At 66.3% G+C, this 16,930-nt stretch carries 16 protein-coding genes; 10 read left to right on the top strand and 6 right to left on the bottom strand.

Annotated elements, in window-relative coordinates; all coding sequences use genetic code 11:
* Positions 1–145 precede the first annotated feature (145 nt).
* Together SRAA_RS00390 and SRAA_RS00385 are read left to right on the top strand one after the other, a co-directional pair.
* Entirely contained in the window at positions 146–997 is an 852-nt protein-coding gene (locus tag SRAA_RS00390) for a 3-hydroxybutyryl-CoA dehydrogenase (RefSeq protein ID WP_045530233.1), read from the top strand.
* A 16-nt stretch (positions 998–1,013) separates the two neighbouring features.
* The gene (locus SRAA_RS00385; protein WP_045530231.1) at positions 1,014–2,381 is read left to right on the top strand and encodes a DNA recombination protein RmuC; all 1,368 of its coding nucleotides are present in this window, start codon (positions 1,014–1,016) and stop codon (positions 2,379–2,381) included.
* A gap of 31 nt (positions 2,382–2,412) precedes the next feature.
* On the opposite strand, the gene moaC is transcribed toward SRAA_RS00385, so the two are convergent.
* Positions 2,413–2,901, bottom strand: a complete 489-nt coding sequence (moaC, locus tag SRAA_RS00380; RefSeq protein ID WP_045530229.1) for a cyclic pyranopterin monophosphate synthase MoaC — start codon at positions 2,899–2,901, stop codon at positions 2,413–2,415.
* A 77-nt stretch (positions 2,902–2,978) separates the two neighbouring features.
* Here moaC and SRAA_RS00375 point away from each other — a divergent pair, with 77 nt between their 5' ends.
* Positions 2,979–4,574, top strand: a complete 1,596-nt coding sequence (locus SRAA_RS00375; RefSeq protein ID WP_045530228.1) for a M48 family metalloprotease — start codon at positions 2,979–2,981, stop codon at positions 4,572–4,574.
* Here SRAA_RS00375 and mobA read toward each other — a convergent pair.
* The 5 genes from mobA to SRAA_RS00350 all read right to left on the bottom strand — a co-directional run bounded on the left by mobA (position 4,571) and on the right by SRAA_RS00350 (position 8,787).
* Complete coding sequence (gene mobA / locus SRAA_RS00370) at positions 4,571–5,218, bottom strand: molybdenum cofactor guanylyltransferase MobA (protein WP_045530227.1); 648 nt, start codon at positions 5,216–5,218, stop codon at positions 4,571–4,573. The two genes, SRAA_RS00375 and mobA, sit on opposite strands and share 4 nt — an antisense overlap.
* Positions 5,215–5,844: a nitroreductase family protein gene (locus SRAA_RS00365; protein WP_045530226.1), complete on the bottom strand. Its 630-nt coding sequence runs from the start codon at positions 5,842–5,844 to the stop codon at positions 5,215–5,217. Before SRAA_RS00365 ends, mobA begins: the two co-directional genes overlap by 4 nt.
* Positions 5,845–5,952: 108 nt before the next feature.
* Positions 5,953–6,267 carry a P-II family nitrogen regulator gene (locus SRAA_RS00360; RefSeq protein ID WP_045530224.1) on the bottom strand — a complete coding sequence of 105 codons (315 nt, stop codon included), beginning with the start codon at positions 6,265–6,267 and terminating at the stop codon, positions 5,953–5,955.
* 26 nt (positions 6,268–6,293) lie between these two features.
* Complete coding sequence (locus tag SRAA_RS00355; protein ID WP_045530222.1) at positions 6,294–7,301, bottom strand: sodium-dependent bicarbonate transport family permease; 1,008 nt, start codon at positions 7,299–7,301, stop codon at positions 6,294–6,296.
* A gap of 133 nt (positions 7,302–7,434) precedes the next feature.
* The gene (locus tag SRAA_RS00350) at positions 7,435–8,787 is read right to left on the bottom strand and encodes an MFS transporter (protein ID WP_045530220.1); all 1,353 of its coding nucleotides are present in this window, start codon (positions 8,785–8,787) and stop codon (positions 7,435–7,437) included.
* Positions 8,788–9,269: 482 nt separating this feature from the next.
* Between SRAA_RS00350 and fdhD the strand changes: the two genes are divergently transcribed.
* The 7 genes from fdhD to SRAA_RS00320 are packed head-to-tail and all read left to right on the top strand — an operon-like array spanning position 9,270 to position 16,905.
* Positions 9,270–10,115, top strand: coding sequence for a formate dehydrogenase accessory sulfurtransferase FdhD (fdhD, locus tag SRAA_RS00345; RefSeq protein WP_045530218.1), 846 nt, complete (start codon positions 9,270–9,272; stop codon positions 10,113–10,115).
* A 13-nt stretch (positions 10,116–10,128) separates the two neighbouring features.
* Positions 10,129–10,647: a formate dehydrogenase subunit gamma gene (locus SRAA_RS00340; protein WP_082039818.1), complete on the top strand. Its 519-nt coding sequence runs from the start codon at positions 10,129–10,131 to the stop codon at positions 10,645–10,647.
* Positions 10,644–12,215 (top strand): formate dehydrogenase beta subunit, encoded by a 1,572-nt coding sequence (locus SRAA_RS00335; protein ID WP_045530216.1) that lies wholly within the window; start codon positions 10,644–10,646, stop codon positions 12,213–12,215. Before SRAA_RS00340 ends, SRAA_RS00335 begins: the two co-directional genes overlap by 4 nt.
* Positions 12,205–12,939, top strand: a complete 735-nt coding sequence (locus SRAA_RS11965) for a 2Fe-2S iron-sulfur cluster-binding protein (protein ID WP_082039817.1) — start codon at positions 12,205–12,207, stop codon at positions 12,937–12,939. The genes SRAA_RS00335 and SRAA_RS11965 overlap by 11 nt, the downstream gene beginning before the upstream one ends.
* On the top strand, positions 12,917–15,052 hold the full coding sequence (gene fdhF / locus SRAA_RS00330) for a formate dehydrogenase subunit alpha (protein WP_052467418.1): 2,136 nt from the start codon (positions 12,917–12,919) through the stop codon (positions 15,050–15,052). The genes SRAA_RS11965 and fdhF overlap by 23 nt, the downstream gene beginning before the upstream one ends.
* A complete protein-coding gene (locus tag SRAA_RS00325) occupies positions 15,049–15,351 on the top strand; it encodes a formate dehydrogenase subunit delta (protein WP_034111576.1) in 303 nt (100 codons plus the stop codon). Before fdhF ends, SRAA_RS00325 begins: the two co-directional genes overlap by 4 nt.
* 30 nt (positions 15,352–15,381) lie before the next feature.
* The gene (locus SRAA_RS00320; protein ID WP_082039816.1) at positions 15,382–16,905 is read left to right on the top strand and encodes an MFS transporter; all 1,524 of its coding nucleotides are present in this window, start codon (positions 15,382–15,384) and stop codon (positions 16,903–16,905) included.
* Positions 16,906–16,930: the final 25 nt, after the last annotated feature.

The raw sequence follows: 16,930 nt of genomic DNA, 5'->3' as shown, positions 1-16,930 counted from the left end.
GCCGGACTCGATCCGGCCCACGTCGGCGGAGCCTAAAACCCCGAGCGCTTCACGGCCTCGGGGTTTTTTTTCGCGGTCACTGGCCAAAGGCATAATGACCCTATTGCCTCATCCGCCATCACCCCCCCACTTCAGGAGAGTTTTCATGAGCGAAATCCAAACCGTCGGCATCGTCGGCGCGGGCACCATGGGCCACGGCATCGCGCAGGTCTGCGCACTCAACGGCGTATCGGTCGTGCTGGTTGACATCAGCGAAGCCGCGGTGCAAAAGGGCTTGGCCGCCGTCACCGGCAGCCTGGAGCGCCTGCTCAAGAAGGACAAAATCAGCGCCGCCGACAAAGACGCCGCGCTGGCGCGCATCCAGGTCGGCACCGACACCGCCGCGCTGCAAGGGGCGCAACTGGTGATCGAGGCCGCCACCGAAAACCTCGAACTCAAAATCAAAATCCTGCGCCAGCTCGACGCCCTGCTGGCGCCCGAGGCCGTGGTCGCCACCAACACCAGTTCGATCAGCATCACCCAGTTGGCGGCGCTGAGCGGGCGGCCGGAGCGCTTCATCGGCATGCACTTCTTCAACCCGGTGCCGATGATGGCGCTGGTCGAACTGATCCGCGGCCTGCAAACCAGCGACGCCACCCATGCCGCAGTGCAGGCGCTGGCGCTCAAGCTGGGCAAGACGCCGATCACGGTCAAGAACGCGCCCGGCTTCGTCGTCAACCGGGTGCTGATCCCGATGATCAACGAGGCTTTTTTCGTGCTCGCCGAAGGGCTGGCCAGCGCCGAAGACATCGACGCCGGCATGAAGCTGGGCTGCAACCACCCGATCGGCCCGCTGGCGCTGGCCGACCTGATCGGGCTCGACGTCTGCCTGGCGGTGATGAACGTCTTTGTGAGCGAGTTCAACGACAGCAAATACCGCCCCTGCCCGCTGCTCAAGGAGCTGGTCGCCGCCGGCCGCCTGGGCCGCAAGAGCGGGCGCGGCGTGTACAGCTACTGAGGCACCCGGCCCCATCATGAACGACTGGTTGCTGGCGCTGCTGGCCCTGGGTCTGCTGGGCACGCTGGCGCTGCAACTGGTGCTGTTGCTGCGCCGCCCGCGCCCCGAGGCCGCGCCCGAGCTGCTGCTGCGCCTGAGCGCGCTCGAACAATCGCTGCTGGCGCTGACCCAGGCCAGCGCGCGCAGCGAAGCCGCCTGCGCCCGCATCGAGCTGCACATCCAGGCCTTCAGCGCCAGTTCGGCGCTGGCGCAGGAGGCGGCGCGCCAGCGCCTCGACGAACAACTGGCCAAAACGGTGGAGGAAGCCCGGCACGGCCGGCGCGAAACCGGCGAGGCGCTGCTGGCGCTGCGCCACGAACTGGGCCGCAGCCTGACGCAACTGGCGGCCGACAACCTGCAACACGCCGAGCAGTTGCGCGCCGCCCTCAACGAGCGGCTGGCCGCCATCCAGGCCGACAACGGCGCCCGGCTCGAACAAATGCGCCTGACGGTGGACGAAAAGCTGCACGCCACGCTGGAGCAGCGGCTGGGCGAATCGTTCAAACTGGTGAGCGAGCGGCTGGAGCAGGTGCATAACGGCCTGGGCGAGATGAAGCTGCTGGCCGGCAGCGTGGGCGACCTCAAGCGCGTCATGAGCAATGTGCGCAGCCGCGGCACCTGGGGCGAGGTGCAGCTCGGGGCCCTGATCGAAGGCCTGCTCACCCCCGATCAGTACGCGCAAAACGTCAAGACGGTGCCGGGCAGCAACGAACTGGTCGAATTCGCCATCAAAATGCCGGGCAAGACCGACGAGCAACCGGTCTGGCTGCCGATCGACGCCAAATACCCGGTCGAGCACTACCAGCGCCTGCTAGACGCGCACGAGAACGCCGACAAGGCCCTGATTCAATCGGCCAGCGCCGCCTTCGAGGCCTCGATCCGGCTGGAGGCGCGCAAAATCGCCAGCAAATACCTGAGCCCGCCGCACACCACCGACTTTGCGGTGTTGTTTCTGCCCACCGAGGGCCTGTTTGCCGAAGTCTGCCGCTTGCCCGGCATGATCGAGGCGCTGCAAAACGACTGGCGCATCGTGGTCGCCGGCCCCACCACGCTGGCGGCCATGCTCAACAGCCTGCGGCTGGGCTTTCGCACGCTGGCGATCGAGAAGCGCTCGTCCGAGGTCTGGCTCATTTTGTCGGCGGTCAAAACCGAGTTCAAAAAATTTGGCGAAATCGTCGATGCCACCCACAAGTCCATCGACGCCGCCTCCCGAAAGTTCGGCGACATTGGGGTGCGCACACGCGCCATCGAGCGCAAACTGCGCGGCGTGGAAGACCTGCCCGCTGGCGCCCCTGCCGACTTGCTGGCCAACGGGGCCGACGAGGACGACGAGCCCGGACGCTAAAGCGTTGGGCCGCGGCTGGGCAGGGGCTGGATTAAGGGGCGCTGGGGTGGCGGTAACTGCCCGAGCGCCCGCCTTCTTTTTGCAGCAGCCGCACCCCGGTGATCTCCATGCCCCGGTCCACCGCCTTGCACATGTCATAAATCGTGAGCAAGGCCACTTGCACGGCAGTCAGGGCTTCCATCTCGACCCCGGTCGGCCCCACCGTCTCGGCGCTGGCGGTGCAGCGCACGGCGGGCGGGTCGGGCAGCAACTCAAACTCCAACGCCACCCGGGTCAGGGCCACCGGGTGACAGAGCGGGATCAGCTCGCTGGTTTTTTTGGCCGCCATGATGCCGGCCAGCCGCGCCACCCCCAGCACATCGCCTTTTTTGGCACTGCCGTCCTCGATCAGCCTCAAGGTGGCCGCTTCGAGCCGGATCAGGCCCTCGGCCACCGCCAAGCGGCGCGTGGCGGCCTTGTCGCCCACATCGACCATGTGGGCCTGGCCTTGGGCGTCGAAATGGGTGAGCTGATCGGGCATTTTGGGAGCAGGGGTGGTGTGGGATCAAGGGAGCGAAGGCGAACGCAATTTTTCCGCCAAGCTGGCATCATACGGGCATGAGATCGAAACTGTTGCACCGCTGTCGGCCTTGGCTGCTGGCTTTGGGCTTGACCACGCTGCTCGCGCCCATGGCAGCGCAACCCGCGGCGGCGGCCACCCCCCATCTGCCCGCCTTGGGCGACGCCAGCGCGCTCTCGCTGGCGCAAGAGCGGCGCTTGGGCGACGAGATCGCGCGCTCGCTCTTTCGCAGCCCCGACTACCTCGACGACCCGCTGCTGCACGACTACCTGCAAACCATCTGGCAGCCACTGATGCAGGCGGCGCAGCGCCGTGGCGACGTGTCACCCGAACTGGCTGAGCGCTTTGCCTGGGAGCTGCTGCTCAGCCGCGACCGCAGCGTGAACGCCTTTGCCCTGCCGGGCGGCTATCTGGGCCTGCACCTGGGGCTGTTGGCCATCAGCACCAGCGCCGACGAAATCGCCGCCGTGCTGGCGCACGAGCTGGCGCACGTGTCGCAGCGCCACATCGCACGGCTGTTCGAGCGCCGCCAGCAGCAAACGCCGTGGGTGATCGGGGCCATGATCTTGGGCGCGCTGGCGGCCAATGCCTCGCGCAACGCCGACGTGGCCAGCGCCGCCGTGATGGGCGGGCAGGCGCTGGCGCTGCAAGGGCAGCTCAATTTCTCGCGCGACATGGAGCGCGAAGCGGACCGGGTTGGGCTGGGTATCATGACCGAGGCCGGTTTCGACGGCCGGGGTTTCGTCACCCTGTTCGACAAGCTGCAAGCCGCAGCGCGGCTCAACGACGGCGGCTCTTTCCCCTACCTGCGCACCCACCCCATGACGGCCGAGCGCAGCGCCGACATGCAGGCGCGGCTTTACGAACTGGAGCCGCTGCGCCAGGCCCAAAGCCCGATTCCGGCGCCGGTGCACGCGCTGATGGCGGCGCGGGCGCGCGTGTTGTCCGAAACCGGCAGCGATCGGCTGCAAGCCTTGGCCGCCACGCTGCGCCCGGCCGCCGGTGCGCCTGCCACGCCAGCCGTGGGCCGCGCCCCCGGGCCGGAGGAACTGGGCCGGCTCTACGCCGCCACCCTGGCCGCCGCGCGGCTGCGCGAGCCGGCGCTGGCCTTGCAGGGCTTGCGCCAACTGCAAGCGCACGAGCCAGCCGACCCCGCCACCCAGGAGCAACTGCGCTGGCTGCACCTGGAGCTGTTGCTGCTGCTGCCGCCGCAGGCGCTGCCCTTGGCGCAACAGCAGGCGCTAAACGATCTGCTGGCGGCGGCCCTGCAATCGGAGCGCCGCGCCGCGCTGCTGCTGGCGGCCCAAGCCAGCTTGCAGCACGGCCCCGAACTGCAGCGGCTGGCCATCGCGCGCCTGCAAGCGCGCACCAGCCTGCACCCCGGCGACGCCTTGGCGTGGCAAACGCTGGCCGGGCTGCATCTGGCGCAGCAGCAGCCGGTGCGCGCCGCCCGCGCCGAGGCCGAGGCGCGGCTGGCCCAGCTCGACGCCCCCGGCGCGCTGGAGCGGCTGCGCGCGGCGCGCCAGTTGGGGCAGACGGCGGGCGCGGTCGATCACATCGAACAGTCGATCATCGATGCGCGGCTGCGCCACGTCGAAGAACGGGTGCGCGAACAGGCGCTGCCGATCCGCTAATCAGCCCGCTCTGCCTCCAAGGCGCGCACCTGCTCGGGCGTATTGAGGTTGCGAAAGGCCAGCGGGTCGTCGGTGGCGGCATCGAAGTTCACCACGGCGCAACGGTGCTTGCGCGCCCAATGCTGCACCTTGCATTCGCCCTGTTCGAGGGAGTCGAGCAGGCTCTGGCGCAGTCCGGTGCGCAGCAAACAAAAAACCGGTTGCCAGCGCGTCGCCCCGGCCTCGTCCGGCGCCGCCGCGAGCGCCAGGTCGGCCTGCTCTTGCCGCAGGGCCTGGCGCAAACGCAGCAGCAGATCGAGCGGGAACTGCGGCACATCGCAGGGCACCGTCAGCAGCAAGGGTGTGCGGCAGTGCTGCAAACCAGCCGCAAAACCGGCCAAGGGGCCGACAAAACCCGGCACCGGGTCGGGCCACACCGGCACCCCAAAGGCGGCATAGTCGGCCAATTGGCGGTTGGCGTTGATGGCCATTTCAACCGGGGCCACTCCGGCTTGGGCGCGCAGCCGCTGCAGCGCCCACTGCACCAGCGGGGCCCCTTGCACACGCAGCAAGCCCTTGTCCACTCCGCCCATGCGGCTGCCGCGCCCGCCCGCCAGCACCAAGGCCGTCACCGGCTCGGCCAGGCCAAGCGTGGGCGCCGTCATGGTGACTCCCGACCCGGTTCAGGAGCCCAGCGACTAAAGTAATCGGCCACTGCGGGCCGCTGTCGCACCGCACGCGGCTGCGCCACATGGCCGAAGTTGACAAAACACAGCGCCTTTTCTTCTTCAGCCAAGCCAAACAGACGCCGCAGCGGGCCCGACTGCAGCGCCTGGCCGCTGGTCAGGCTGGAGCCCAAGCCCAAGGAACTGGCTTGCAGCAGCATGTTTTGCAGCGCCGCCCCAGTGGCCAGCAGCCGCTCGTGCTCTGGGATTTCGGCCCCCACAGCCCCAGCGTGCCCCAAACGCAGCAGCGCCAGCAACAGCCAAGGCGCGCGCTGCGCTTTCTCGGCCGCCTGCGCCAGTTGCTCGGCCGTGGCTTGCGGGTCGCGCTCCAGCAAGGCCTCGGCAAAGGCTGCCCCCAAGCGCGCGCGCTGGTCCAGCGGCACCTCGATCAGGCGCCAAGGCAGGATGCGGCCGTGATCGGGCGCAGCCCCCGCAGCGGCCAGTATGAGCTGCTGCTGCGCCGCATCGGGCCCCGGCGCGCCCAAGCGCCGCGGCGAGGTGCTGTGCCGCCCTTGTATCAGGGCCTGAGCCCACTGCCCACGATCTAAAACGGGATGATCCTGCATAAGTTCTAGCGTTTGCCCACCACAGCGGTGCAGCCAACCGCCCACACCAGCGCACGAAACAAGGAGCGGATGCGCACCCTGTGAAAGCAAAAAACCGTACCTTCAAGCTCAGAAATGATCCCTCCTGGCCACCCAAACATCTTCTATGTAAGCGATGCCGGAATAGTTGTTGAAATACTTCGCAATCACCTGGTCGATGATTTTTTGCGCCACTTCGTCGCTCACGGTGATGACTTCAATCCTGATGTTGCTAAAAATATCACCGTGCCCGGTCAAGGCATCGGTGCGCACCCCCCGGCCGCCCTGACCGCTGGCCAGTACTGCGGTGTAGCCGGTCGCACCGGCCGCCAGTATCAAATCGACGATTTTCCCGAGCAAGATTTTCTCGGTGACCACCACCACTTTTTTGGCTTTGTTCATCATTTTTACACCCCGATCAGTGGGTTGAATCATAGATCAAAAACCGCTTGACCCAGGATCAAGAACAGCGGAATGCAGATGGCAATCGCCACTGGCGTGCCGACCCCGGTCGATGAGCCTATGTAGGACGAAGGATTGGCCGTCGGAATGCCAGCACGCAGCGTGGGCGGGCCGGAAATGTCGGAACTCGAGGCGGCGATGATCGCCAGTAAAATCACGCCACCGGGGCTAAAGCCCGCCAGCAGGTGCGCAATATAGCCCAAGCCAAAGCCAATCAAGCCGTGCACGATGGGCATGACAAAGGCGTAGGCAATGTACCAATGCGCCACCTTGCGCAATTCGCTCAAGCGCTGCCAGGCCTCGATGCCCATGGTCACCATCAGCACCGTCAGCAGGCCACGGAACAGCAAATCGTAAAATCCTTCAAATACCACTTCGGGGCGCGTGAACAGGCCAATCGCCAAACCCAGCAACATGGCCGACAGCGCCGGCCCTTGCAGGCTTTCCTTGACGATGGGCCAGATCGCTACCCGCTGACCAGAACCGCCATTCTTTTTGCTCAGATACAGGTTGGCCAACACAATCGCCAACACCAAGGCCGGAATATCCATGAAGGGATACAAAGCGGGCACCCAAGCCTCAAAAAATATGCCTTCGTCTTCCAGCATGAACATGCCGGCTGCCATGGTCGAGGCACTGACAGCACCAAACAAACCGGCCGTGGCCAGCGCATCGTCCATGCGCACGCCGCGCAAGCGCGCCAAGGTCAACCAGCCCAATACCACAATCGTCATGCCGATTACGGCACTGAACAATGCCGGCAGCAGCATGGCCCCGATATCGCCTTCGCGAATCTCCATGCCGCCTTGAATACCGATGCGCATCAAAAGCATGAAAACGCAGAAGCGGTAAATCGCATCCGGTATATCGAGCTTGCTGCCCAGCGCAGCAGCCAACATCCCACCCAACAAAAACGCCAGCGTGGGCGTTTGAAACTGGGTCAGGAAAGTATGAAAAAAACCAAGCAAAACGTCCATATTCAGCGCCACGCCACAAGACTGTTGATCAATAGGCCGCCGATGAATGGTGTGGCCTCAGACGGGCAGCACCCGGCGCAGCCTGTGCGGCCACGCCGGATGCGCCCCGTAGGAGTGTAAACGGACGACGCCTTTAGGCAGCGACTGTGGTCGGCGGCACCGCTGCTGGGCCCGGGCGCTTGAGGTGCTCCTGCCCGCTCTTGGGCACCAAGAAGTAGGCCAGTATCAGCGCCACGGTGGCGGTGGCGGCCGCGCTCAGGAAGGCCATGTCGTAGCTGCCGGTTTGGGTGCGCACCATGCCGCCCACCATCGGCCCGAAGAAGCCGCCGCCGCCAAAGCCGATCAAATACACCAAGCCGTAGATGCGCGCGACGTAGGTGGAGCCAAAGAAGGCCGTGGTCAGGATCGGGTTCAGGGCCAGTATGCCGCCAAAGGCAAAGCCGGTGAGCCCAGCAGCCACGAACATCACGGTCGGCGTGGCGGCGATGCTCAGGGTCAGCATGGCGGCGATCATGAGGCAGATCACGATCATGTAGGCGTTGCGGATGCCGATGATGTCGGAGATGGCGCCCCAAGTCGGGCGCCCCGCGCCATTGAAGATGGCCATGGTCATCACCACCAAGCCGGCGGCGGCGGCGGCCATGCCGATGCCGGTCGGCTGGGCGTCGCGGGCAAAGGCCGCCAGTTGCGAAACCGCCATCAGGCCACCAAAGATGCTCAGGAAGAACATGGCTCCGGTGAGCCACATCTGCGGTGTGCGTGCGGCCTCGGCGAAGGTTAGGTCGTTCGGGTTGATGGCGACCTCGTTTTTGCCACGGGCGGCAGCGGCGGTGGCATCGTCCATGGGCTCCCAGCCGCGGCCGGGCACGAAATGCCAGTCGGCGGGTGGAAAGCGCAGTACCGTGCCGATGATGAATAGACCGATTGCAAACACGGCCCCAGTCCACATATAGGTTTCACGCCAGCCGATGGCGGCGATGCTGGCGGTCCAGACCGGCCCCGCCACCGCCGCCCCCAAACCAAAACCCAGCACCGCAAAGCCGATCGCCGTGCCCTTTTTGTCCGGGAACCAGCGCGAGCTCACCGCCACCGTGGCCGCGGTGTAAGTCAGGCCCAAACCGATGCCGCCGACCACGCCAAAGGTCAGCACCAGTTCAACCACGGTGTCGATTTGCGCCGAAAGAATCTGCGACGTGGCCAAAAAGGCCGCGCCCACAAAGAACACGATTTTTGGGCCGTATTTGTCCACGAAATAACCGCCGACGAACATCAGAATGCCAAACACGAACATGGCGGTGGAAAAGGCGGCAACGGTTTCGGCGCGGGTCCAGCCGAATTCGGCTTCGAGCGGGCGCACAAACACGCTAAAGGCATAGGCGGCGCCACCGATCAAGGTGGTGAGCGCGCCCAACAAGGGAAAGATCCAGCGGTTTTTGACCAGATCGATTCCCAGCCAGGTGGGGGCCGGGGAGGCGTTGGATTTCATTGTGTCTCCTCAAGTGGATGGCGCTGTTCAGGTTAGGCATGGACAAGTGAGCTGATGCCCCTCAGTTCGCCTACCACATCTGATTGAAAAAAACCTTGTGATTCAGGGACTTGCTGGTATTCATCAAGCACCCATCAACACTTAACCCGAACAGCGCCAAGTGGATGGATCAGCAAGACCAGAGCTTAAACGCGCCGCTGGGCTTGCCCTGCGGACGTGCGAGTATATGCCCTAGAAGCATCAAAAACACACTAGGGAAAGTCCCAATCTATTTAATCGGAACTAAAGTTCTCAGAAAAGAACTATATAAGCTTTTTCTGAATTTTTCGCGACTTCCAGGTCATTTGCATCCGCACTGCAAGCCAATCTTGTTGACGCTTTCGCGACCCTACAAAAGACACACAACACGGCAGGTTTTTTTATTGGATAAAATCCGCGAATACAAGCTTTGGTTTTTGAATGCGTTAATTAGGGTTTCCCCCATGAGCTATTCTAGTGCAAGCACTCAACCGGTCTGGTGTTGGCGCGACGGCACGCGCCGGGCTGCGCTGGACGAACTGGCCGAGGAAATCCCCGTGGCCATCGAATACAACGCCACGCCTTTCGCGGTGATGATGGCCAGCCCGGCCGACCTAGACGATCTGGCGCTCGGCTTCACCCTCAGCGAAGGCATTGCACGGCAGGATCAATACGAATCCGTGCAGACCTGGGTGGGCAGCAGCAGTGCGCGCTTGGCGATCGAGATCGCCACACCGGCGCTGGAGCCTTTGCTGGCGCTGCGCCAGCGCAACCTGGTGGGGCGCAGCGGCTGCGGCCTGTGCGGCACCGAAAGCCTGCCCGGCGTGCTGCGGCCGCTGCCCGATTTGCGCGGTCGCGGCCCGCGCTTGGGTACCGAGGCCATCGAGCGCGCGCTGACCGAGCTGGAGCCGCTGCAAGCGCTGCGCAACCGCACCGGGGCCACGCATGCCGCCGCCTGGTGCCAGCCTGACGGCCGCATCTGCTGCGTGCGCGAAGACGTGGGGCGCCACAACGCGCTGGACAAACTCATCGGCGCCCTGGCCGCGCGCGGCACCGACCCGGCCAGCGGCTTTGCCCTGGTGAGCAGCCGCGCCAGTTTCGAGATGGTGCAAAAGGCCGCCACCTTTGGCATCACGGTGCTGGTGGCGGTGTCGGCACCCACCAAGCTCGGCGTCAGCTTGGCCAACCAGTGCGGCCAGACCCTGATCGGCTTTGCCCGTGGCCGCTCGTTCACCGCCTACAGCGCGGCCGGGCGCATCGCCGCGCTCGAACCCATTTACACCTCCCTCACCGCCCCCATCGACAACTAGCCCAAGGAGACGCATGAGCACCCTACCAAGCCCCGCGGCCGCGCCAGCCGCACCCCATCCCGACCAAGCGGCGCCCGACAAGCTGACTCCGCTGCTCGAGCGCTGGCGCAAGGTGCCCGGCGGCCTGCTGCCGCTGCTGCACGAGGTGCAAGCCGCCTTCGGTTACGTGCCCTCCAGCACCGTGCCGCGCATCGCGCGTGCCTTGGGGCTCTCGCGCGCCGAGGTGCACGGCGTCATCAGCTTCTATCACGATTTTCGCAGCCAACCGCCGGCGCAGCACCGGTTGCGCGTCTGCCAAGCCGAGTCGTGTCAGGCCATGGGCAGCCGGGAACTCACCGCCGGGCTGGAGCAACGGCTGGGTTGCACGCTCGACCAACCGCGTGCCGACGGCACCTGGGCGCTCGAATCGGTCTATTGCCTCGGGCTGTGCGCGGCCTCACCGGCGCTGATGCTCGACGGGCAACTGCATGCCCGGGTCGGGCTGGCGCAAGCCGAGGCCCTGATCCAGCAAACCGAGGAGCTGCGCGCATGAGCACCACCCTGTACGTGCCCAACGATTCGGTGGCGCAAGCGCTCGGCGCCGACCAGCTCGCCGCCGCCTTGCAGTTCCACGCCCTGCGCCGGGGCGCCCCGATCCGGCTGGTGCGCAACAGCAGCCGCGGCCTGTTCTGGCAGGAGCCGCTGCTCGAAGTGGCCACCCCGGCCGGGCGCGTGGGCTACGCCCGCGTCAGCGCCGATCAGGTGCCGGCCCTGTTCGAGGCCGGCCTGCTGCATGGCGGGGCGCACCCGAGCTGCATCGGGCTGGTCGATCAACTCGACTGGTTGCGCCGCCAAGAGCGCCTGACCTTTGCCCGCGCTGGCCTGACCGACCCGCTCAGCCTGGACGACTACGCCGAGCATGGCGGTTGGGCTGGCCTGCGGCGCGCCTTTGAGCTGGGCCCGGCCGGCTGCGTCGACGAAATCGCACAATCCGGGTTGCGCGGGCGCGGTGGGGCTGCATTCCCCGCCGGCATCAAATGGCGCACCGTGGCCGACCAATCGGCGGCGCCCAAATACGTGGTCTGCAACGCCGACGAGGGCGACTCCGGCACCTACTCCGACCGCATGGCGATGGAGGGTGACCCGTACCAGTTGATCGAGGGCATGGCGATCGCCGCTTACGCGGTCGGAGCCAGCCGGGGCTACATCTACCTGCGCTCGGAGTACCCGCAGGCCATCGCCATCATGGGGCAGGCGCTGGAGCGGGCGCGCCAAGCCGGCTGGCTGGGCGAGCGGGTAGCGGGTAGCGACTTGGCCTTCGACATCGAGTTGCGCGTCGGGGCCGGGGCCTACATTTGCGGCGAAGAGAGCGCCCTGCTCGAAAGCCTGGAAGGCAAGCGCGGCTTGGTGCGGGCACGCCCGCCGCTGCCCGCCGTGCGCGGCCTGTTTGGCCAGCCCACCTTGGTGCACAACGTGGTTTCCTTGGCCACCGTGCCCGTGATTTTTGCGCGCGGGGCGGCGTTTTACGCCGACTACGGGGCCGGGCGCTCGCGCGGCACGCTGCCGATCCAGCTCGCGGGCAACCTGCGCACGCCGGGGCTGGTCGAGAAAGCCTTTGGCGTGAGCCTGCGCGAGCTGATCGAAGACTTTGGCGGCGGCACCGCCAGCGGCCGGCCGGTGAAAGCGGTGCAGATCGGCGGCCCGCTCGGGGCTTATCTGAGCGCGGCCCAACTCGACCTGCCGCTGGAGTACGAGACGCTGGCGCAGCACCAGGCCATGGTCGGGCATGGCGGCATCGTGGTCTTTGACGACCGCGCCGACATGGCTGAGCTGGCGCGCTACGCCATGCATTTCACCGCCATCGAGAGCTGCGGCAAGTGCACGCCGTGCCGCATCGGCGCCGTGCGCGGGCGCGAACTGATCGAGCGCATGCAGCGCGAGCCCGGCCAGCCAGAGCGCGCGGCCGAACTGGAGGCGCTGTGCGAAGTCATGGAGCACGCCTCTTTGTGCGCGCTGGGTGGCATGACCCCGTACCCGGTGCGTTCGGCGATCCGGCTCTTCCCGGCCGATTTCGGCCTGCCCCGTCCCGACCCAGCCAAGGAGACATCTGATGTGGAGTGAACTGCGTCAACTCAAAGCCGATATCGACTATGGCACGCCGCCACGCGACGGCCCGCCGGTGGCGCTGCAGATCGACGGGGTGCCGGTGACGGTACCCGCCGGCAGCTCGGTGCTGCTGGCGGCCACCCAAGCCGGGTGCCAGGTGCCCAAGCTGTGCGCCTGCGACACGCTCGAACCCTTTGGCAGTTGCCGGGTCTGCCTGGTCGAGATCGACGGCAAGCGCGGCTATCCGGCCAGTTGCACCACCCCGGTCGAAGCGGGCATGGTGGTGCGCACCGCCTCGCCCAAGCTGCAGGCGCTGCGCCGGGGCGTGCTGGAGCTGTATTTGTCCGACTTTCCGGCCGACGAGGTGCAAGGCGGCTGGAGCGAGTTTCACCAAACGCTGGAGCAAGTCGGGGTGCACAGCCACCCCTATGGGTCGGCCGGTGCCAGCCACGCCCAGGCCCCGGTCGATCAGTCCAACCCCTACTTCGTGTTCGACCCGGCCAAGTGCATCGTCTGCAGCCGCTGCGTGCGCGCCTGTGAAGAGATCCAGGGCACGTTCGCGCTGGCGCTGCAGGGGCGCGGCTTCGAGACCCAGGTGGTGGCGGGCCAGAACCAGCCGTTTTTCGAGTCCAACTGCGTCAGTTGCGGGGCCTGCGTGCAAAGCTGCCCGAGCCAGGCGCTGGTTGAAAAAAGCCTTTTTGATGGAGCCTACGATCATGCCACTGCCACTGCAACCTGAACGCAGCGTCGTCACCGTCTGCGCCTACTGCGGCGTGGGCTGCGGCCTGGAAGCGCAAACCCGAGCCGGGCGCATCGTGCGCATGCTGCCCTGGAAAGAGGGCAAGTCCAACCACGGCCACAGTTGCGTCAAGGGCCGCTTCGCCTACGACTATTACCACGCGCCCGACCGGGTGCGCACCCCGCTGATCCGCGATTCGATCGACCAGCCGTGGCGCGAGGCGTCTTGGGACGAGGCGATTGCCTTTACGGCCCAGGGCCTGCGCGGCGTGCAGCAGCGCCACGGTGTGCGCTCGATCGGCGCGGTCTCGAGCTCGCGCTGCACCAACGAAGAAATCTACCTGACGCAAAAACTGGCGCGGGCCGTGTTTGGCAACAACAACATCGACAACTGCGCGCGCATCTGCCACTCCCCGACCCAGTTTGGCCTCTCGGCCACCATCGGCGCGGGCGCGGCCAGCCAGCATTTCGACTCGATCTTGCAAGCCGACGTGATTTTGGTGGTGGGAGCCAACCCCACCGAGGGGCACCCGGTGTTTGGCTCGCTGCTCAAGCGCCGCGTGCGCCAAGGCGCCACGCTGCTGGTGATCGACCCGCGGCGCACCGAAACCGTGTCGTCGCCGCACTGCCAGGCCACGGTGCATCTGGCGCTGCGCCCGGGCACCAATGTGCTTGTGCTCAACAGCGTGGCGCACGTGATCGTGACCGAAGGCCTGTACCGCGAAGCCTTTGTGCGCGAGCGCTGCGAGTGGCCCGAGTTCGAGCGCTGGCAGGCGCTGGTATCCGACCCGCGCTACGCCCCCGAAGTCGCCGGCCCCGAGGCCGGGCTCGACCCCGAGGCCATCCGCACGCTGGCGCGGCGCTATGCCGCCGGCCCCAACTCGGCCATCTACTACGGCCTGGGCGTGACCGAGCATTCGCAAGGCTCGACCGGCGTCATGTGCTTGGGCAACCTGGCGCTGGCCTGCGGCATGCTGGGCCGCGAAGGCGTGGGCGTCAACCCCTTGCGCGGGCAGGGCAACGTGCAGGGCGGCAGCTGCTTGGGCAGCTGGCCACACGTCTATTCGGGCTATCGCTTCGTCTCCGACCCCGAGGTGCGCGCCAGCTTCGAAGCCGGTTGGGGCGTGGCCCTAGACCCCGAGCCGGGTCTGCGCCTGCCCAATATGTTTGACGCCGCCGTGGGCGGCGACTTTCGCGGCATGTTCATCATGGGCGAAGACCCGGTGCAGAGCGACCCGAACCAGAACCACGTCATCGCCGCCATGCGCAACATGGAGTTTGTGGTGCTGCAAGACCTGTACCGCAACGAAACCTCAAAGTACGCGCACGTGCTGCTGCCGGGCAGCTCCGCGCTCGAAAAAGACGGCACCTTCACCAACGCCGAGCGCCGCGTCAGTCGGGTGCGCCAGGTGGTGCCGCCGCTGGCCGGCCTGCAAGACTGGGAGGTCGTGGTGCGGCTGATGAACGCCATGGGCTACGCCACCCAGTACCGCGACGCCGGCGAGGTGCTGCTGGAGCTGGCAAGCCTCACCCCCGCCTACAGCGGCCTGTCGTTCGAGCTGCTCGAGCGCGTCGGCTCGGCGCAGTGGCCGGTCGATGCCAAGGCGCCCGAGGGCACCGAGGTGCTGCACCTCGAGCGCTTCCCGCGCGCCAACGGCTTGGGCACCTTCATGCTCACCGGCTACGTGCCCACCACCGAGCGCAGCAGCGAGCGCTACCCGCTGCTGCTCACCACCGGCCGCATCCTCACGCAATACAACGCCGGCACCCAGACCCGGCGCAGCGCCAACAGCCAATGGCACCCCGAAGACGTGCTCGAAATCAGCGCCGCCGACGCCATCGCGCGCGGCATCCGCGACGGCGAGCAGGTGCAAGTGAGCAGCCGCTTTGGCAGCACGCAGCTCAAGGCGGTGTATTCGCAGCGCGTCAACCCGGGCGTGGTCTATACCACCTTCCACCACGCCGAGTCGCGCGTCAACGCGCTCACCTCAGACCGCTCCGACTGGGCCACCAACTGCCCCGAGTACAAGGTCACGGCGGTCGAGGTGCTGCGCGTCGCCGCGCCGGCGGGCGTGAGCGCTGCCAGCACCCAAGCCAGCGAGGTGCTGGCATGAGCAGCCCCGCGCACCTCCACGCCCCACCCAGCGCCGAGCCGGCCGTGATGGAGCTCGAGCGCCTGCTGACCATGGCCGGGCAGATCGGCGATTTCTTTGCCCCCTACCCGCCCGAGCGCGCCGCCGAGGGCGTGCGCAACCACCTGCGTAGCTACTGGGAGCCGCGCATGCGCGCGGCGCTGCTGGCGCACATCGAAGCCGGCGCCCACGGCCTAGCGCCCCAAGTGGTGGCCGGCGCGCGCCTGCTGCAAGACGAGGCTGCGGCAAAAAAAAGCTACTACGGGCCGCCCAAGGCTTGAGGCCCTCTGGCTGAAGGCGTTTGGGCTTGGATGGGACGGCCGCTCAACCCGGCCGCCCGTCCAAGCGCGGACGCCCATACCAGCGCAGCAGCCGCAGCGCCCACGGCAGCATGTGGCCAGCAAGCGGATGCGCAGGCTCTGCACCCAGCCCGAGACCAAGCAGGAGAGTGCATGAACCACCGACCCGGTGCCCCGCAGAAGCCGACTGCATGGACCGACGTCGCCGAGTGGCGGCCTGAAGACCCCGTTTTTTGGGCCTGCCACAAGTGGCAAGCGATCCGCACCCTGATCATCGCCGCTCTTGCGTTGCACTTGGCTTTCGCAGTCTGGTTTACTTGGAGCGCGCTGGTGGTGCGTCTGCCGGGCTTGGGTTTTGAACTCACCGTCGACCAGCGCTTCTGGCTGCCAGCGATGGCGCTGCTGATGGGTGCGCTGGCGCGCTTCCCGCACACCTTCCTGGTGCTCAAGATCGGAGGCATGTGGACCACCTTCATCTTCACGCTGGCGCTGCTGATCCCGATCTTTGGCATCGGTCATGCGGTGCAGGATCCGACCACGTCGTTCGCGACGCTGCTGTTCTGGTCCGGCGTCGCCGGCTTGTGCGCAGGCGGGCAGATGTCGTCCACTGCGGCCAACATCAGCCTGTGGTTCCCCAAGCGCATCGGCGGCACCGCGCTGGGCTTCACCGTCGGCTTTGGCAACTTGGGGGTATCGACCGCACAGTTCCTCGTGCCCATGGCCGTCAGCGTCGGCCTATTCGGCGCGATTGCTGGCGACGCGCTGGTCTTTAAGGTTACCGACCCGCACACCCAAGCAGCCGTGCGCGAAATCCAGATGTACCCGCAAAACGCAGTCTATATCTGGCTGATCCCGACGCTGATTACAGCCGTGCTGGTGCTCTTTGGCATGAAGAACCACCCCTTGCGCGGCTCCTTCGTGGAACAGTTCCAAATCGTCAAGCTCAAACACACCTGGATTCAGACCCTCCTCTACACCTTCACGTTCGGCACCTTCTCCGGCTTTGCTGCCTCGACCCCGTTGCTGATCAGTGAGGTATTCGGCCAACTGCCCAACGCCCCCGACCCGCTGGCCTATGCCTGGATCGGCCCGCTGGTGGGCGCACTGGCCCGGTCGATCGGCGGCGTCCTGTCCGACAAGTTGGGCGGATCAAACATGACGATGCTGGTGTTCCTGATGATGGGCAGCTCGGCCATTGGGCTTACCTTCCTGACCGCACCGACCTCGGGTGATCAGTTCACGCTGTTTTTCATCTTGCTGCTTGGCATTTTCCTTGGCGCGGGTATCGGCAACGCCAGCGTGTTCAAGCAGATCGTCATGAGCTTTGACCCCAAACAAGGTGGCCCGGTGTTGGGCTTCGCAGCCGCAGCGTCGGTGCTGCTGCTGGGATTTTTCGTGCCGATCATCTTCGGCCACTCGTTCGCAATAACCGGCAGCCCCAACGCAGCGCTGTGGTTCTTTGCCGGCCTGTACGCCGTCGGTATCGCGCTGAACTACTGGTACTACTGGCGTCGCGGTGCCGAGAAACCGTGCTGAGCTACTTCAAACTGCCCAAGGAACC

The sequence above is a fragment of the Serpentinimonas raichei genome (genome assembly GCF_000828895.1).
Lineage (GTDB): Bacteria > Pseudomonadota > Gammaproteobacteria > Burkholderiales > Burkholderiaceae_C > Serpentinimonas > Serpentinimonas raichei.
This window is presented reverse-complemented; position numbering and strand designations above follow the sequence as displayed.

Excerpts from the sequence above, each read along its gene's own strand:
- SRAA_RS00390 (WP_045530233.1), top strand. The coding sequence starts at position 146 with ATGAGCGAAATCCAAACCGTCGGCATCGTCGGCGCGGGCACCATGGGC.
- SRAA_RS00385 (WP_045530231.1), top strand. The coding sequence starts at position 1,014 with ATGAACGACTGGTTGCTGGCGCTGCTGGCCCTGGGTCTGCTGGGCACG.
- moaC (WP_045530229.1), bottom strand. The coding sequence starts at position 2,901 with ATGCCCGATCAGCTCACCCATTTCGACGCCCAAGGCCAGGCCCACATG.
- SRAA_RS00375 (WP_045530228.1), top strand. The coding sequence starts at position 2,979 with ATGAGATCGAAACTGTTGCACCGCTGTCGGCCTTGGCTGCTGGCTTTG.
- mobA (WP_045530227.1), bottom strand. The coding sequence starts at position 5,218 with ATGACGGCGCCCACGCTTGGCCTGGCCGAGCCGGTGACGGCCTTGGTG.
- SRAA_RS00365 (WP_045530226.1), bottom strand. The coding sequence starts at position 5,844 with ATGCAGGATCATCCCGTTTTAGATCGTGGGCAGTGGGCTCAGGCCCTG.
- SRAA_RS00360 (WP_045530224.1), bottom strand. The coding sequence starts at position 6,267 with ATGATGAACAAAGCCAAAAAAGTGGTGGTGGTCACCGAGAAAATCTTG.
- SRAA_RS00355 (WP_045530222.1), bottom strand. The coding sequence starts at position 7,301 with ATGGACGTTTTGCTTGGTTTTTTTCATACTTTCCTGACCCAGTTTCAA.
- SRAA_RS00350 (WP_045530220.1), bottom strand. The coding sequence starts at position 8,787 with ATGAAATCCAACGCCTCCCCGGCCCCCACCTGGCTGGGAATCGATCTG.
- fdhD (WP_045530218.1), top strand. The coding sequence starts at position 9,270 with ATGAGCTATTCTAGTGCAAGCACTCAACCGGTCTGGTGTTGGCGCGAC.
- SRAA_RS00340 (WP_082039818.1), top strand. The coding sequence starts at position 10,129 with ATGAGCACCCTACCAAGCCCCGCGGCCGCGCCAGCCGCACCCCATCCC.
- SRAA_RS00335 (WP_045530216.1), top strand. The coding sequence starts at position 10,644 with ATGAGCACCACCCTGTACGTGCCCAACGATTCGGTGGCGCAAGCGCTC.
- SRAA_RS11965 (WP_082039817.1), top strand. The coding sequence starts at position 12,205 with ATGTGGAGTGAACTGCGTCAACTCAAAGCCGATATCGACTATGGCACG.
- fdhF (WP_052467418.1), top strand. The coding sequence starts at position 12,917 with ATGCCACTGCCACTGCAACCTGAACGCAGCGTCGTCACCGTCTGCGCC.
- SRAA_RS00325 (WP_034111576.1), top strand. The coding sequence starts at position 15,049 with ATGAGCAGCCCCGCGCACCTCCACGCCCCACCCAGCGCCGAGCCGGCC.
- SRAA_RS00320 (WP_082039816.1), top strand. The coding sequence starts at position 15,382 with ATGGGACGGCCGCTCAACCCGGCCGCCCGTCCAAGCGCGGACGCCCAT.